Source organism: Lysobacter luteus (assembly GCF_907164845.1).
Lineage (GTDB): Bacteria > Pseudomonadota > Gammaproteobacteria > Xanthomonadales > Xanthomonadaceae > Novilysobacter > Novilysobacter luteus.
Window position 1 is genome coordinate 662,784 of sequence record NZ_OU015430.1, and the last position, 16,227, is coordinate 679,010.

Annotated in this window: 13 protein-coding genes and 1 riboswitch; of the genes, 7 read left to right on the forward strand and 6 right to left on the reverse strand. The window is 68.6% G+C overall.

All coding sequences use genetic code 11. The features are described 5' to 3' along the window. Window positions 1-39: 39 nt before the first annotated feature. On the reverse strand, window positions 40-1,347 hold the full coding sequence (locus KOD61_RS03070) for a GGDEF domain-containing protein (RefSeq protein ID WP_215219601.1): 1,308 nt from the start codon (window positions 1,345-1,347) through the stop codon (window positions 40-42). A 133-nt stretch (window positions 1,348-1,480) separates the two neighbouring features. Here KOD61_RS03070 and KOD61_RS03075 point away from each other — a divergent pair, with 133 nt between their 5' ends. Together KOD61_RS03075 and KOD61_RS03080 are read left to right on the forward strand one after the other, a co-directional pair. Continuing rightward, window positions 1,481-1,852 (forward strand): BlaI/MecI/CopY family transcriptional regulator, encoded by a 372-nt coding sequence (locus KOD61_RS03075; RefSeq protein WP_215219602.1) that lies wholly within the window; start codon window positions 1,481-1,483, stop codon window positions 1,850-1,852. Next, on the forward strand, window positions 1,839-3,212 hold the full coding sequence (locus KOD61_RS03080) for a TonB family protein (RefSeq protein ID WP_215219603.1): 1,374 nt from the start codon (window positions 1,839-1,841) through the stop codon (window positions 3,210-3,212). The genes KOD61_RS03075 and KOD61_RS03080 overlap by 14 nt, the downstream gene beginning before the upstream one ends. Window positions 3,213-3,238: 26 nt before the next feature. Here KOD61_RS03080 and KOD61_RS03085 read toward each other — a convergent pair whose 3' ends face one another. Further along, window positions 3,239-4,060 (reverse strand): S1/P1 nuclease, encoded by an 822-nt coding sequence (locus tag KOD61_RS03085; RefSeq protein WP_407074557.1) that lies wholly within the window; start codon window positions 4,058-4,060, stop codon window positions 3,239-3,241. A 181-nt stretch (window positions 4,061-4,241) separates the two neighbouring features. Between KOD61_RS03085 and gap the strand changes: the two genes are divergently transcribed. Beyond that, window positions 4,242-5,246, forward strand: coding sequence for a type I glyceraldehyde-3-phosphate dehydrogenase (gene gap, locus KOD61_RS03090; RefSeq protein ID WP_215219604.1), 1,005 nt, complete (start codon window positions 4,242-4,244; stop codon window positions 5,244-5,246). A 154-nt stretch (window positions 5,247-5,400) separates the two neighbouring features. Here gap and KOD61_RS03095 read toward each other — a convergent pair whose 3' ends face one another. Together KOD61_RS03095 and KOD61_RS03100 are read right to left on the reverse strand one after the other, a co-directional pair. Continuing rightward, window positions 5,401-6,408, reverse strand: coding sequence for a ribonucleotide-diphosphate reductase subunit beta (locus tag KOD61_RS03095; RefSeq protein WP_215219605.1), 1,008 nt, complete (start codon window positions 6,406-6,408; stop codon window positions 5,401-5,403). A 132-nt stretch (window positions 6,409-6,540) separates the two neighbouring features. Next, a complete protein-coding gene (locus tag KOD61_RS03100) occupies window positions 6,541-8,907 on the reverse strand; it encodes a ribonucleoside-diphosphate reductase subunit alpha (RefSeq protein WP_215220260.1) in 2,367 nt (788 codons plus the stop codon). Between the two features lie 354 nt (window positions 8,908-9,261). Then, window positions 9,262-9,476: riboswitch (cobalamin riboswitch) on the reverse strand. Between the two features lie 466 nt (window positions 9,477-9,942). Between KOD61_RS03100 and KOD61_RS03105 the strand changes: the two genes are divergently transcribed. Next, complete coding sequence (locus KOD61_RS03105; RefSeq protein WP_215219606.1) at window positions 9,943-11,118, forward strand: phosphoglycerate kinase; 1,176 nt, start codon at window positions 9,943-9,945, stop codon at window positions 11,116-11,118. A 7-nt stretch (window positions 11,119-11,125) separates the two neighbouring features. Here KOD61_RS03105 and KOD61_RS03110 read toward each other — a convergent pair whose 3' ends face one another. Then, window positions 11,126-11,707, reverse strand: a complete 582-nt coding sequence (locus KOD61_RS03110; protein ID WP_215219607.1) for a GNAT family N-acetyltransferase — start codon at window positions 11,705-11,707, stop codon at window positions 11,126-11,128. A gap of 62 nt (window positions 11,708-11,769) precedes the next feature. On the opposite strand from KOD61_RS03110, the gene pyk reads away from it, so the two are divergent. The 3 genes from pyk to KOD61_RS03125 all read left to right on the forward strand — a co-directional run bounded on the left by pyk (window position 11,770) and on the right by KOD61_RS03125 (window position 15,044). Then, window positions 11,770-13,236, forward strand: coding sequence for a pyruvate kinase (pyk, locus tag KOD61_RS03115; protein WP_215219608.1), 1,467 nt, complete (start codon window positions 11,770-11,772; stop codon window positions 13,234-13,236). Between the two features lie 95 nt (window positions 13,237-13,331). Beyond that, window positions 13,332-13,961: a hypothetical protein gene (locus tag KOD61_RS03120; protein ID WP_215219609.1), complete on the forward strand. Its 630-nt coding sequence runs from the start codon at window positions 13,332-13,334 to the stop codon at window positions 13,959-13,961. Window positions 13,962-14,039: 78 nt separating this feature from the next. Continuing rightward, a complete protein-coding gene (locus KOD61_RS03125) occupies window positions 14,040-15,044 on the forward strand; it encodes a class I fructose-bisphosphate aldolase (protein ID WP_215219610.1) in 1,005 nt (334 codons plus the stop codon). Window positions 15,045-15,259: 215 nt separating this feature from the next. Here KOD61_RS03125 and cysK read toward each other — a convergent pair whose 3' ends face one another. After that, complete coding sequence (cysK, locus tag KOD61_RS03130) at window positions 15,260-16,216, reverse strand: cysteine synthase A (protein WP_215219611.1); 957 nt, start codon at window positions 16,214-16,216, stop codon at window positions 15,260-15,262. Between the last annotated feature and the right edge of the window lie 11 nt (window positions 16,217-16,227).

Here is a 16,227-nt window from a genome sequence, read left to right on the forward strand (position 1 = left end):
ATCGCCTTGCGCGGCATGGCCGCGTGATGAAGCGCGCCGTCATGCCGGCACGTGCGACTGAAGGGCGACGCGGTTGCGCCCGGCGGCCTTGGCCAGGTAAAGCTGGCGGTCGGCCTCCGACAGCAGCGCGTACAGGTCGCGCCCGGCCCTGTGGCAGATGCCGATGCTGACCGTGAGCGAGAGCACGCGCTGCCGGAACGGGATCTCGAGCGCGGCGATGCTTCCGCACAGCGCCTGGAAGTACGCCACCGCTTCCTCTTCGTCCAGCCCACGCGCCAACACGCAGAACTCTTCGCCGCCGAAGCGGGCGACCACGTCGCCCTCACGCGCGTGCGCGCCGATCAGGTTGGCCACCGCCACCAGCGCGGCGTCACCGGCGTCATGGCCGTGGCTGTCGTTGATGTGCTTGAAGTGGTCGATATCGATCATCGCCATCGAGACCGGCTCGTCCCGGGAGGACGCCAGGGCGCGGCGACCGGCATCGAAGAAGTGGCGTCGGTTGGCCAGACCGGTGAGGTAGTCGCGGGTGGCCAGGTCCTGCAGCGTGCCGATCAGCTCGAGGTTGTCGACGTTCTGCGAGATGCGGCACATGAACTCCTCGCGCGAGAAGGGTTTGCCGATGAAGTCGTTGGCGCCGTGCTTGAGGAAGCGTGCGATGCGCGGCGCCCCGCCGCCGGTGGCCGAGCCGACGATCGACAGGATGTCGCGCGGCCGGTTCTGCCGGGCACGGCGGGTGAACTCCACCCCGTCCATGTCGGGGAGGTCATGTTCGACCACCACCAGCCGGATCGTTGAATCGGTTGCAAGCGCCTCCAGGCCGTCGGTGCCGCTTCCCAGTTCGCGCACGCGGAAGCCGTAGAGCGCCAGCAGCGCGCTGGTCTCCGCCCGCGCCGGCCCGGGCGGCTCGACCACCAGCGCGGTGATCCCGCGGTTGCTGAGCACGCGCCGTACCAGCCACACCAGGTAGTCGATGGTGTCGGGCGCTTCCTTGAGCACGTAATCGATGATCGGCAGCTCAGCCATCTGCTCCCGGGTCGCTTCGTCGTACACGCCGGTGACCACCACGATCGGCAGTCCGTGTCCCACCAGCAGCCGGGCGATCCGTGACGGGTCCGCGTCGGGCAGTACCAGCCCGGTCAGCGCCAGGAAAAACGGTGGTCCGGCCTGCAGGGCCTCGCGTGCGGCCGCCAGCGAGGACACCGCCACGACCTCCAGTTGCAGGCGGTCGCGCAGTTCGGCCGCAAGCATGTTGGCGTAGGCGCGCGAGTTCTCGACCAGCAGCACCCGCGGGCCGGCAGGTTCGCCCGGGTCCTGTACCGCGTGTGCTGGGGCGGGGAACGACGTCATCCGGATGGGTCGCGGGGAGGTGTCCGGTATATCGGCGGCATCCTCCCCACCTTGAGTGCGTCCGGCGTTACGGTCGGGGTTGACAGCAGGAATTACAGGTGTAATTTCAGCTTACGGTTACAGGTGTAAACGAATGCAGATCAGCGAAGCCGAATCGATCGTCATGGACGTCCTGTGGTCGCGCCATCCGTTGGCTGCCGACGACGTGGTCGCCGCGCTGGCAGAGGCGCGTGACTGGCAGGAACCGACCATCAAGACCCTGCTCAACCGGCTGTTGCGCAAGGGCGCGATCGCCGCTGAAAAGGACGGACGCCGCTATCTCTACACGCCGGTGCTGCGGCGCGAAGAGTGGCTGCTGGACGAGAGCGAAGGCCTGCTGGACCGGTTGTTTGGCGGACGCGTGGCGCCGCTGGTCGCGCATTTCAGCCAGCACCGCAAGCTCAGCCACTCCGATGTCGCCGAGCTGCGGCGCCTGCTAGAGGAGATCGACGATGGTTCCCGCTGACCTGCTGCAGGTGCTGGTGGAACTGGCGGTGGCCGGCGCGGTCGCCACCGCACTGGTGCTGCTGTTGCGGACACCGCTACGGCGATCGTTCGGCGCCGGGGTGGGTTATGCGACGTGGGCGCTGGTACCGGTTGCCCTGCTGGCGGTGCTGCTGCCGGCGGCGCCGGCACCCGCGCCGGTGGTCTCGATGGTGCTGGCGATCGGCAACGCGGTGCCGCAGGCGCTTGCATCCGGTGCCACGCCCCCCGACGGGCACGCGGCGGCCTGGCTGTTGCTGTGGGGCACTGGCGCAGCGGTTGCCGGCGGCGTGTTCGCCCTGCAGCAGCGCCGCTTCCACCGCGCGATCGGGCAGGTCCGGCCACGTGCCGACGGGCTGTTGCAGGCCGGGGGCCGGTGCGGCCTGCCGGCGACGGTGGGGCTGCTGCCGCCCCGCGTCGTCGTGCCGGCGGGGTTTGACCACGACTACACCGACGAGCAGCGGGTCCTGATGGTGGCGCACGAACGCTGCCACGTCCGCCATGGCGACCCGCTGGCCAATGCCGCCTTCGTCGCGGCGCGCTGCGTGTTCTGGTTCAACCCGCTGCTTCACCTGGCGGCCGGGCAGTTCCGCCACGACCAGGAACTGGCCTGCGACCAGCGCGTGATCGCGTGCCACCCGCATGCTCGCCGCGCCTACGGCGAGGCGATGTTCAAGGCGCAGTTGGCAGCCATCCCGCTGCCGCTGGGCTGCCACTGGGGCTACGGCCACCCACTCAAGGAGAGAATCGCGATGCTCAGGCAACCTGTTCCCACGTTCACCCGCCGGCTCGCTGGCGCCGCCGCAGTGGTGGCATTGACACTGGTCACCGGTTACAGCGCATGGTCGGCCCAGCCGGCCAGCCAGCAACCCGTGCTGGTCGTTTCGCCGGACGGGGTGCTGCCGGTGCCCCCGCCCGCCCCGCCGGTTCCGCCTGCGCCCAATGCACCGCCAGCACCGCCAGCCCCGGCCGCACCGACGATGGCACTGGCGCCTCCGCCGCCACCAGCGCCTAACGCGGCGCCGCCGCCCCCGCCGCCGCCGATGTCACCACTTCCGCCACCGGCCAACCGCATGCCGCCGCCGCGCTATCCCAAGAGCGCGGTCGAGCAGGGCATCGACGGCACCGTGGTGCTGATCGTTTCCATCGACGAGCGCGGGCAGCCGCTGGATGTCGTGGTCGAGAAGTCCGAGCCGGCTGGCGTGTTCGACCAGGCCGCCATGGACGCCGCGATGCAATGGCGCTTCACACCCGAGATGAAGGGCGGCAGGAACGTGCCGGGTCGCGTTCGCGTTCCGATCCGGTTCGAAGCCGACGGGAAGGCGCCGGCGGCACAAGGCTGATTCCAGGCGGCCGGGCCGGCCGGTTATCAGCCGCCGAGCGTGCCGTTCAGCAGCGCCGCGAGGTTGGCTCCACCGCGGCGCAACTGGGCTTCGGCCACCGGGCGCCAGGCGCTCACGTAGCGATCGTCGATCAGCGCACCGGCCACGGGGTACAGGCCGGGGCGCACCACGATGTCGCACGACGCCTCGGCCCAGGCCGCGGCATCGGTGCCGACCGGTACTGCCAGCGGCAACGCGCGCAGCTGCGCCAGGTAAGTGGCATCGTCCAGGCCGGCGGTGTTGAGCAGGCCGCTGTCCCACAAACGATGGAGGTTGCTGCCCTTGCCGCCGGGGGTGCCGTCGGGCATGCGGACCTGGAGGTCGTTGCCGCCCTTGTCGTGGCCGTGGCCGGCGTGCATCGGCTGGTGCACGTCGCCGACGAAGTGCACGACGAACTTGAGCGCCTGCCGACGCGCCTCGAGGGGCTGGTCGCGATCGCCAAGGATCGCCGCCTGCGTGCGGATCGCCTCCACCACGCAATCGCCACCGGCACATGCGGTAGCGGCATCGTAGGCGCAACCGTCGCCGGCGATGTTGACGTAGTGCCACCGCGCGCTGCGCCGGCCGAGGTCGGGATCGTTGCCTCGCAGATCATCGGCCCAGTTGGCGATGCCGGGCAGGGTGGGGTCGGTTTCGCCTTCCAGCAGCGCGGTGATCTGCTCGCGCACCTGCGGGTCAAGCTCGTCCCACGCCAGCGCGGCCACCAGCCGGTGGCCCTGTGGCCCCCAGGCCGCCGCAAGCGACGGCACCACCAACAGGCCGATCAGGGAGGCGCGGAAGCGGCGGGCAAAGGAGCGGGTATCAGCCATCGTGCGGGTCCGGAGCCGTGGGGCGGTTCCGGGAAGGATAGCGATGACCGGAAAGAGTGGGTGGGTCGCACTCGTTGCCGGCGATTCGCGCAAAAGGTCCGTGCATCGGTCGACCGTTCGGCCAATGGGCTAAAATGGCGGGGTTTTCCCCCTCACTCCGCCCGCTCAGGAGCTCCTCGCAATGGCGATCAAGGTTGGCATCAATGGTTTCGGCCGCATCGGACGCAACGTGTTCCGTTCGGCCGTGCAGAACTTCGGCAACGACATCGAGATCGTCGGCATCAACGACCTGCTCGAGCCGGAGTACCTGGCCTACATGCTGAAGTACGACTCGGTGCACGGCCGCTTCGATGCCGAGGTGTCCACCGATGGCAACGACCTGGTCGTCAATGGCCGCAGGATCCGCCTGACCCAGGAACGCGACCCGGCCAACCTGAAGTGGGGCGAGATCGGCGCCGAGGTCGTGATCGAGTCGACCGGCCTGTTCCTGACCAAGGAAACCGCGCAGAAGCACATCGACGCGGGTGCGAAGAAGGTGATCATGTCGGCGCCGTCCAAGGACGACACCCCGATGTTCGTGTTCGGCGTTAACGACGACAAGTACGCCGGCGAGGCGATCATCTCCAACGCCAGTTGCACCACCAACTGCCTGGCGCCGGTGGCCAAGGTGCTCCACGACAAGTGGGGCATCAAGCGTGGCCTGATGACCACCGTGCACGCCGCCACCGCGACCCAGAAGACCGTCGATGGCCCGTCCAACAAGGACTGGCGCGGCGGCCGCGGCATCCTGGAGAACATCATCCCGTCCAGCACCGGTGCGGCCAAGGCCGTTGGCAAGGTCATCCCCGAGCTCAACAAGAAGCTGACCGGCATGAGCTTCCGCGTGCCGACCAGCGACGTCTCGGTGGTCGACCTGACGGTCGAGCTCGAGAAGCCGGCGACCTACGAGGAGATCTGCGCGGAGATGAAGGCGCAGTCCGAGGGCGCGCTGAAGGGCGTGCTGGGCTACACCGAGGACAAGGTGGTCGCCACCGATTTCCGCGGCGAGACCCGCACGTCGGTGTTCGATGCCGAGGCAGGCATCGCGCTCGACGACAGCTTCGTCAAGTTGGTCAGCTGGTACGACAACGAGTGGGGCTACTCCAACAAGTGCCTGGAGATGGCCAAGGTGATCGCGGCGAAGTAAGTCGCCGCGCCGCGCCCGGAACCGGAGGCCCCGCCATGTGCGGGGCCTTTTGTTTCCAGCCGGTGGCCAGGCCTGTACGGAGGGCGGCGGCGGGTGCAGGTTTCGCGCCGCCGGCACAGGCACCAGCATTCGCGTGGACCTCGCCGCGCGTGGCTCAGAAGGCCGCGTCGAACTCGACCTCACCCGACACGCCCACCTGGTAGGCCGACACCCGACGCTCGAAGAAGTTGGTCACCTCCTGCACGTCCTGCAGGTCCATGAAGCCGAACGGGTTGGTCGCGCCGAAATGCCGCGGCAATCCAAGCTGGCCCAGGCGCTGGTCGGCGCAGTACTCCAGGTACTGGCGCATGTCCTTGAGCGACAATCCGGCAACGCCCCCGGACAGCACGTCCTCGGCAAAGCGCATTTCGCAGTCGACCGCTTCGCCGAGCATGCGCACGACGTCTTCCTGGAACGTGCTGTCGAACAGGCCCGGTTCTTCCTTGCGAACGGTGTCGATCACTTCGAACGCAAAGGCCATGTGGCAGCTCTCGTCGCGGAACACCCAGTTGGTGCCCGACGCCAGGCCATGCAGCAGCCCACGCGAGCGCAGGTAATAGACGTAGGCGAACGCGGCGAAGAAGAACAGCCCTTCGATGCAGCAGGCGAAGCAGACCAGGTTGAGCAGGAACTGGCGGCGTGCCTCACGGGTCTCGATGCGCGTGAGGCCCTGGATGGAATCGATCCACCTGAAGCAGAACTCCGCCTTGGCGCGGATGGACGGGATGTTCTCGACCGCGTCGAAGGCCCTCGCGCGCTCTACTGGATCCGGCAGGTAGGTGTCGAGCAGGGTCAGGTAGAACTGCACGTGCAAGGCTTCCTCGTACAGCTGACGCGACAGGTACATGCGCGCCTCGGGAGCGTTGATGTGCTGGTAGAGGTTGAGCACCAGGTTGTTGGCGACGATCGAGTCGCCGGTGGCGAAGAATGCCACCAGCCGTTCGACCAGGTGCCGCTCCGCCGGGCCGAGCTTGTCGCGCAGGTCGTTGACGTCGAGCGAGAAGTCGACTTCTTCGACCGTCCACGTGTTGCGGATCGCGTCGCGGTACATGTCGTAGAAGCGCGGGTAGCGCATGGGCCGCAGGGTGAGGTCGAAGCCGGGGTCGAGCAGGTGGGTGGACATGGTGGATCCTTGGGATTGGTTGGACGACGCGGGCGTGTGCGGATGTAGGAGCGGCTTCAGCCGCGATCTGGAATGGTTCGCCCCGCGCCGGTTCCCGATCGCGGCCGAAGCCGCTCCTACAAGAGCGGGGCGTTACTGACAGGCTTCGCAGCTCTCCGGGTTCTCCAGTGAGCAGGCAATCGCCTCATCCACCGGCGGAGCACCCACCGCAGCGGCCCCGACGGTCGCCTTGGCGATCCGCGTCGCCGGGCGCGAACGCAGGTAGTACGTCGTCTTCAGGCCTTTCTTCCACGCGTACATGTACATCGACGACAGTTGCCCGATGTTCGGGTTCTCGATGAACAGGTTGAGCGACTGGCTCTGGTCGATAAAGGCGCCACGGTCGGCGGCCATGTCGATCAACGAGCGCATGGGCAGTTCCCAGGCGGTGCGGTAGACCTGCCGCAATGATTCGGGGATCGCGTCGATGCCTTGGATCGAGCCGTCCGCGCGCTTGATCGCGTCGCGCAGCTCAGGCGTCCACAGGCCGAGCGTCTTCAGCTCTTCGACCAGGTAGCGGTTGACCACGATGAAGTCGCCGGACAGCGTCTCGCGCTTGAACAGGTTCGACACCTGCGGCTCTATGCACTCGTAGCAACCGGCGATCGAAGCGATCGTCGCGGTCGGCGCGATCGCGACCAGCAGTGAGTTGCGCAGGCCATGCTTGCCGATACGCGCACGCAGCTCGGCCCAGCGCCCGGGATCGTCGGGCTGCACATCCCAGGCTTCGAACTGGAGTTCGCCGTTCGCGGCGCGGGTATCGGCGAAGGCGGGGTGGCCACCGTGCTCGAGCGCCAGCTCGTTGGACGCCGACAGCGCGTGGAAATAGATTTCCTCGGCGATCTTCTTCGACAGTGCCCGCGCGGGTTCGGAATCGAACGGCAAGCGCAGCTTGAAGAACACGTCCTGCAACCCCATCGCGCCGAGCCCGACCGGCCGCCACTTGAGGTTGGCGCGGCGCGCGGTCTCGATCGGGTAGAAATTCAGGTCGATCACGCGATCCAGCTGGCGCACCGCGAGACGAACCGTGTCGGCCAACCGTTCGAAATCGAAGCGACCCGCCTCACCGTGCAGTGGGCCATCGGCGAACACCTCGACGTGGTGGCCCAGGTTGATCGAACCGAGGTTGCACACCGCGGTTTCGTCCTGCGAGGTGACCTCCAGGATCTCGGTGCACAGGTTCGACAGGTGCACGACGTTGCCGGCCTTTGCGGTCTGGTTGCAGGCGCGGTTGCACTTGTCCTTGAAGTTCATCCAGCCGTTGCCGGTCTGCGCCAGCGTGCGGATCATCCGGCCGTACAGCTCGCGCGCCTTGACCTGCTTGTGGGCGAGCCCGGCGGCCTCGGCGGCGGCGTAGGCGCGGTCGAAGGCGTCACCGAACAGATCGGTCAGCTGCGGTGCCCCGGCTTTCATCAGCGTGGCCGGGTCGAACAACGACCACATCGCGTCTGCCTCGACCCGGCGCATGAACTCGTCGGGGATCCAGTTGGCGAGGTTGAGATTATGGGTGCGCCGGGCGTCGTCTCCGGTGTTGTCGCGCAGTTCCAGGAACTCCTCGACATCGGCATGCCACGGCTCCAGGTACACGCATGCCGCGCCCTTGCGCTTGCCGCCCTGGTTAACCGCCGCAACCGAGGCATCGAGCGTCTTCAGCCACGGCACGATGCCGTTGCTCAACCCATTGGTCGAACGGATCAGCGAGCCGCGCGAGCGGATGCGGGTGTAGCTCAGGCCGATGCCGCCGCTGAACTTGCTCAGCTTCGCGACATCCGTGTAGCGCTGGTAGATGCCCTCCAGCGAATCCTCGGGCGAGTCGAGCAGGAAGCACGACGACAACTGCTCATGCGTGGTGCCGGCGTTGAACAGCGTCGGCGACGACGGGAGGTAGTCCAGCTGCGCCATCCGCCGGTACAGCGCCAACGCCTCCGGCACGTCCTCGCTGAGCGCACAGGCGACACGCAGGAAGAACTGCTGCGGGGTTTCGATCACCGTGCGCGCTGTCGGGTGGCGCAGCAAGTAGCGGTCGTACAGGGTGCGGATGCCGAAGTAATCGAAGCGATGGTTGAGGCTGTCGTCGATCGCGTCATTGAGCTTGCGCGCATTGGCCTGGACGAAGCCGACCAGGCGGGCGTTGATCAGCCCGAGCTCGTGCCCGCGCTGGACCGACTGCGAGAACGCGTTGATGTCGATCGCGGCGACTTCCTTTTCGATCACGCCGGCCAGCAAGCGCGCGGCAAGGCGGCCGTATTCGGGTTCCTCGGCGGTCAGCAGTGCGGCGGTGCGGATCGACAGTTCGTCGAGCTCCCGGGTCGTGGCCCCGTCATACAGGCCCGAGATGGTGCGTGTGGCGACGCGCATCGGGTCGACGGCGTGCAGGCCTTCGCAGCAGCGGCCGATCGCACGGACGATCTTGTTGAGGTCGACCGGCTCGTGCGCGCCGTTGCGCTTGGTCACGCCCATCCCGAGCGTGGCGGCGGGTGGGGTGAGGATGAGGGCGGGAGAGGCGGGCGGGGTGGCGGCTACGCGGACGACGGTATCGGGCACGACGGGTTCGGTCGCGGTGTCGGGGGCGGTGCTCATGGGTGGACTCCGGTGCATGGCGCACGGTTCGCCACCCTTCCCTCGAGGGCGACGCACGGAGGCACGCAGCGCCGGCGCCGGACGGCGCACCGGAGCGGCCAAGCCCCCGAGGGCTGGAGTGGTTCGGATCGACGGGGTGTCGTGGCCGGTCCGGACGGGCGGCAGCGGCCCGATGGCCAGCGCACGACACCGACCGTCTTCCCCCGAAGACTCCCTGGCCGGTCACCGCGCGGTGTGCTTCGCGCGGCTGTCGGCAGGTCTTCGGGCTCTGGACGCGGACGGCGGGCCGTCCTCCTACTGCTCGCCGCTTCCCGGGGCTTGGGCCCCAGTGCAATGGCGAGGTTCGTTTCCACTACCGCTGCGGGGCAGCGCCGGAGTCGACACGGGGTCTGGACCGGCTTCCCTTTTCAGCCGCCTGCGAGGGCGACACCGACGATGCACAACATATCGGGTTGCCGTAGCTTGTCAACACTAAATGTTGTGGTGTTTAGGCCGGTCAGACATAAGGGCGGATGGATCGGAGGGGCGGCTGCCGGGTGGCCTGGACAGTCGCTCCCCGATACTCGCTTGGTGTCCAGGCCACCCGGCAGCCGCCTGGGAAGAACACGGGCGCTTGTGAAAACAAGCGAGGGCAGTGCTTGAGGCTTCGGCACTGCCCCCAACACGGGCGACGCGTCTGCTCTTGCTCTTCCGGTCGCGATGAATCCGAAGGCGGGGGCGCGGTGTTGTCGCAACCAAGCGAGTATCGGGGAGCGACTTGCGGCAACACCGCGCCCCCGCCCCCGCCCCCGCGAACACCATCTCGCCACAACACACCACGAGTGCACCCCGGTTTGCCCCACCATGCCCCCCCGCCGACAATAGGCGGCTGACCGCCGTCCATTCCCGACGCGCACCCACCTCACGGAAGCGACCATGACCATCCTCCGCATGACCGACCTCGACCTCTCCGGCAAGCGCGTCCTCATCCGCGAGGACCTGAACGTGCCGATCGACGCAAACGGCCGGATCACCTCGGAGCAGCGCATCACCGCGGCCCTGCCGACGCTCAAGCTGGCGCTGGAAAAGGGCGCGGCGGTGATGGTGATGTCGCACCGCGGCCGTCCGACCGAAGGCGAGTGGCGTCCGGAGGACTCGCTGGCGCCGGTGGCGGCGCGGCTGTCCGAGTTGCTCGGCATCGAGGTGCCGCTGGTGCGCGACTGGGTCGGCGGCGTGCCGGTCGAACCGGGCCAGCTTGTGTTGCTGGAGAACTGCCGGGTCAACGTCGGCGAGAAGAAGGACGATGAGGCGCTGGCGAAGGCTTACGCCGCACTGTGCGACGTGTTCGTCATGGACGCTTTCGGTACCGCCCACCGCGCGCAGGCGTCCACCCACGGCGTGATCCGCCACGCGGCCGTTGCCGCCGGCGGGCCGCTGCTGATGGCCGAACTGGATGCGCTGGGCAAGGCGCTCGACGAGCCGGCGCGGCCGCTGCTGGCCATCGTCGCCGGCTCCAAGGTCAGCACCAAGCTTGAGCTGCTGTCGTCGCTGGTGTCCAAGGTCGACCAGCTGATCGTCGGCGGTGGCATCGCCAACACCTTCATCGCCGCGCTCGGCCACGGTGTCGGCAAATCGCTGGTGGAGGCCGACCTGGTCGAGACGGCGCGGGAGATCATGGCCAACGCCAAGGCGCGTGGGGCGGAGATCCCGGTGCCGACCGACGTCGTCGTCGCCCCGGCATTTGCCGCCGATGCGCCGGCAACGGTCAAGCCGGTCGATGCCGTTGGCGCCGACGACATGATCCTCGACATCGGCCCCGATACCGCGGCGCGCTACGCCGCGATGATCGCCGAAGCGGGGACCGTCGTCTGGAACGGGCCGGTCGGGGTATTCGAGTTCGATGCGTTCGGCAAGGGCACCGAGGCACTGGCGCGCGCCATCGCGGCGAGCAATGCCTTCTCGATCGCCGGTGGCGGCGACACCCTGGCGGCCGTCGACAAGTACGGCATCGAGGATGGCGTGTCCTACATCTCCACCGGGGGCGGCGCGTTCCTGGAGTTCCTCGAGGGCAAGGAGTTGCCGGCCGTCGCCGCACTCGCTGCGCGGGGGTGATCCACTCCTAGGTTCCCTGCCGCGCGCGCCAGTCGCCGGCCAGCACTCCGTAGATCGCGCTGTCGGTGACCTCACCGGCAACGCACCAGCGCTCGCGCAGCAGGCCTTCGCGGATGAAGCCCATCCGCTCGGCCAGCCGACACGACGCCGCGTTGCGCGGGTCGATGTCGGCTTCCACCCGGCGCAGCCCAAGTCCGTCAAACGCGTGGCCCAGCACGGCGTGCACGGCCTCCTGTGCGAGCCCCTGGCCCCACCGGTCCGGATGCAGCGCATAGCCGATCTCCGCGCGCCCCTGGCCGCGGTCGATCGACGCCAGCGTGGCGGTTCCGATGAGGGCGTCAGCGCCGCGCAAGGTTATGGCCCAGCACAGCATGCGTCCGGGATCACGCCCCTGCAGCGCCGAAACGAAGTAGCCCTGCGCCTGGCTGGCATCGGTCCAGGCCGGGAAGCTCCAGTAGCGCATCGCCCGAGGGTTGGAGTGCAGCGCGTAAAGGCCTTCGAAATCGGATTCGACGAAGCCGCGAAGGCACAACCGGGCCGTTTGCAGCCGCGGCGGCTGTGCGGTCGAGTGGGGCGCGGACTCCTGCATTCGTATGCAATCCGTAGGGCGCAATGGCTGTGCTAGCTTCGCTGAAACCCGCGAACTCCGCCATGCCGATGACCCTGCGACGCACCAAGATCCTCGCCACCCTCGGCCCGGCCACCGACGCGCCTGGCGTGCTCGACGCGCTCCTGCGTGCCGGGGTCGACGTGGTCCGCCTGAACTTCTCGCACGGCGACCCGGCCTCGCAGATCGCGCGGGCCGAGGCGGTACGCGAGGCCGGCCACCGCGTCGGGCGCGAGGTCGGCATCCTTGCCGACCTGCCGGGGCCGAAGATCCGGGTCGAGCGCTTCGCCGATGGCAAGGTCCAGCTCAAGGCAGGCGAGCGCTTCGACCTGGTCGCCTCCGCATCGGCCGGACCGGGGTCGGCCAGCGAGGTCGGCGTGAGCTACCTCGGTCTGCCAGGTGACGTCGCGCCCGGCGACGTGCTGCTGCTCGACGACGGCATGGTCCAGTTGCAGGTCGAGTCGGTCGAGGGCGAGCGCATCTCGACCCGGGTGCTCAACGACGGCGAGCTGTCGGACCGCAAGGGCCTCAACAAGCAGGGCGGTGGCCTGTCGCTGGGCGCGCTGACCGAACGCGACCGGGAGCTGATCAAGGTGGCCGCCGAACTGGGCGCCGACTTCATCGCCGTGTCGTTCTGCCGCACTGCCGCCGACATGGACGAGGCACGGCGGATAGCCCGCGAGGCCGGCAGCGACGCCGCGCTGGTCTCGAAGATCGAGCGTGCCGAGGCGATCGAGAACTTGGTCGAGATCGTCGAGGCCAGCGACGTGGTGATGGTCGCCCGTGGCGACCTCGGGGTGGAAATCGGCGATGCCGAGCTGCCGGGCCTGCAGAAGAAAATCATCCGCGAGTCGCTCGCCCGCGGTCGGGTGGTGATCACCGCGACCCAGATGCTGCAGTCGATGGTCGAGAGCCCGATCCCCACGCGTGCCGAGGTACTCGACGTGGCCAACGCCGTGATCGACGGCACCGACGCGGTCATGCTGTCGGCCGAGTCCGCGGCCGGGCGCTACCCGGTCCGCGCGGTCGAGGCCATGGCGCGCATCTGTCTGGGCGCCGAGCGCCAGTTCGACCACGACACCGACTTCGAGAAGGCGCCCCGCAACCTCCAGCGCGCCGACCAGGCGATCGCGATGGCCGCGATGTTCCTGTCCGAGCACATCGGGGTGCGCGCGATCGTGGCGATGACCGAGTCCGGCGGTACCGCGCGCTTCCTGTCGCGCTTCCGCTCGCCGGCGCCGGTGTTCGGGCTGTCGCGGCACGAAGGGGCGCGCCGGCAGATGGCGCTGATGCGCAGCGTCGTCCCGGTAGCCTTCGACAGCCGCGGCCTCGCCACCCGTGATGCGGTGCGCAACGCGATCCGGCAGTTGTTCGACGCCGACCGGCTGGCTGCGGGCGAGCGGGTGATCTTCACCAGCGGCGATCACATGGAACAGCACGGCGCCACCAATGTGCTGCGCCTGTTGCAGGTCGGCCGCCAGGGCGAGGCCGAGGGACTGGGCGAGCTGTAGCGGCCAAGATTCACGAGTTCCCGGATTTGTCAATGGGTTACTCGCGGGTTAGGTTTGTCCCGACGGCAGTCCTCCCCTGCCGAGGAGAAGCTCGCATGGAAGTCTCCCGCACGATCGCTCTATCGGCCATTGCCCTGTGTCTCGGGATCGGAACCGCATACGCAGGCGAAGACGTACGCGTCGCCGGTGAGGACGAGATCGCAACGCAGTGGATCCAGCTCACCTCCAATGCCCCGCTCGGCTACCCGGCCGAGTTCGCCGATCGCGGCGACAACGTGTGCCTGGCGATGGGCTACGCCATCAACAACGACGGCACGACGTCCGATTTCAGCCTGCTCGGCAGCTGGAACAGCGCCACCGGCGACGTCGAGCCGGTACCCGGCTACTGGGGTGCGTTCGCGCAGGCTGGTGCGAATGCGCTCAGCCACTGGCAGTTCGAGCCCAGGCCCGGCGTCGATGTGGCCGGCACCACCTATACGGTGGCGACGCTCGGGTTCCAGGGCGGCGACCCGCTCGCGCCCGAAGCGCTGCGCGAGCACTGCCAGGTCGATATCCACGCGCTGGTCGCGGCCAGCTGGGGCGACCAGCAGCGCAGCCGTCGCGTCGCCGAGCGCGAGCGTGACCGAATCATCGGCGCGTCGCCGATCCACAGTCCGCGCGTCGATATCCGCTACGAGCCGGCTCCGCAGGTGGCGATCGACACGGGCAGCAGCCCGCGCCGCTGACCGCGGCCCGGCGGGCGGGACGGAGACCCGGGGGCTATACTCCCGGGTTTCCCACCGCTCCCTGCAGGACGTCCACGAATGAGCATCGAACAGCTTGCCGAAACCGCCCAGGCCATGGTCGCCCCGGGCAAGGGCATCATCGCGATCGACGAGTCCAACGCCACCATCAAGAAGCGTTTCGACGGCGTCGGCATCGAGTGCACGGAGGAGAACCGTCGCGCCTACCGGGAGCTGCTGCTGACCACCCCACGGCTGGGTGAGCACATTTCCGGCGCGATCCTGTTCGATGAGACCCTGCGCCAGTCGACCCGTGACGGCGTGCCGTTCACCAAGGTCATGACCGACAACGGCATCATCCCGGGCATCAAGGTCGACAAGGGCACCCATGCCCTGGCCGGCTTCCCGGGTGAGGTGGTGACCGAAGGCCTCGACGGCCTGCGCGCGCGGCTGGAGGAGTACTACAAGCTGGGTGCCCGCTTCGCCAAGTGGCGCGCGGTGATCAACATCGGCGAGACGATCCCGTCGGGCAGCTGCATCGACGCGAACGCCCACGCGCTGGCCCGCTATGCGGCGCTCTGCCAGGAGCAGGGCCTGGTGCCGATGGTCGAGCCGGAAGTGATCATGGACGGCGGCCACGACATCGACGAGTGCTACCAGGTCACCGAGGTCACCCTGCGCTCGCTGTTCGCCTCGCTGTACGAGCAGAACGTGATGCTCGAGGGCACCATCCTGAAGGCCTCGATGGTCCTGCCGGGCACCACCAGCGGCGAGAAGGCCAGCGTCGAGGAAGTCGCCGCGGCGACCTTGCAGTGCCTCAAGTCGACCGTGCCGGCCACCCTCCCGGGGATCGTGTTCCTGTCCGGCGGCCAGTCCGACCAGGACGCCACCGCGCACCTTGACGCGATGAACCGCATGGGCCCGAACCCGTGGCCGCTGAGCTTCTCCTACGGTCGCGCGATGCAGTCGGCGGCGCTGAAGCTGTGGTCGCAGGACCTGGTCGGCAACGTCGGAAAGGCGCAGGAGACCGTGTTCGCGCGGGCGCGCGACAACGGCCTGGCGGCACTGGGGCAGTGGAAGGCGTAAGCCTCCTCCGACCCGCTTCAGAATGAGAAAACGCCGGCTTCGCGCCGGCGTTTTTTTTTGTGGCGCGGCGCACGCCCGGTGCCCTGTTCCCGTAGGAGCGACGTGAGTCGCGACATGTACACGGTTCCAAGCCGTCGCCGGGTCGCGACTGACGTCGCTCCTACGGGCGACGGCCGTTCCGCGGGTGGTCGTGGATTGCGCAGGCGGGCAGACGCCTAGGGCAGCCCGGCCAGCCACTCGTCGTCGGAACCCTCGTTCACGCCTTCCAGCAGGAAGGTGCTGAGGTAGCGCTCACCGGTGTCGGGCAACATGGCCAGGATCACCGCGCCGGCATCGGCGTCCTTGGCCACCTCGAGCGCGGCGGCAACGGTCGCGCCGGCGGAAATGCCGACGAAGATGCCTTCCTCGGTAGCCAGGCGCCGCGCCGTATCGCGGGCCAGCACGTCGTCGACCGGCAGCACCGCGTCGGCGGTGTCGCGGTTGAGCACCTCGGGCACGAAGTCGGGGGTCCAGCCCTGGATCTTGTGGGGCTGCCACTCCTTGCCGGCGAGCAGTGAGGCACCCGCAGGCTCGCAGGCGGTGATCCTGACGTCCGGACGCGCGAGCTTGAGCATTTCGCCGACCCCGGTGAGGGTGCCGCCGGTCCCCCAGCCGCTGACGAAATGGTCGAGCCGCCGGCCGGCGAAGTCCTGCAGGATCTCGGCGCCGGTGGTGTTGCGGTGGTAGGCCGGGTTGGCCGGGTTCTGGAACTGCCGGGCCAGGAACCAGCCGTGCCGGGCGGCCAGTTCCTCGGCCTTGCGGACCATGCCGGTGCCGCGCTCGGCGGCGGCGGTCAGGATGACCTTGGCGCCGTAGGCCCGCATCAGCTTGCGGCGCTCGATCGAGAAGGTCTCGGTCATCACCGCGACGAACCGGTAGCCGCGGGCCGCGCAGACCATGGCCAGCGCCACGCCGGTGTTGCCGCTGGTCGCCTCGACGACGGTGTCGCCGGGCTTGAGCGCGCCGCGGGCCTCGGCGTCGAGGATGATCGCCAGCGCCAGCCGGTCCTTGACCGAGCCGCCCGGGTTGAACGACTCGACCTTCGCGTAGAGCGTGACGTGATCGGGAGTGAGCCGGTGCAGGCGCACCACGGGGGTGCGGCCGATGGTGTCGACGATGCTGTCGTGAAGCATGGGAGCGTCCT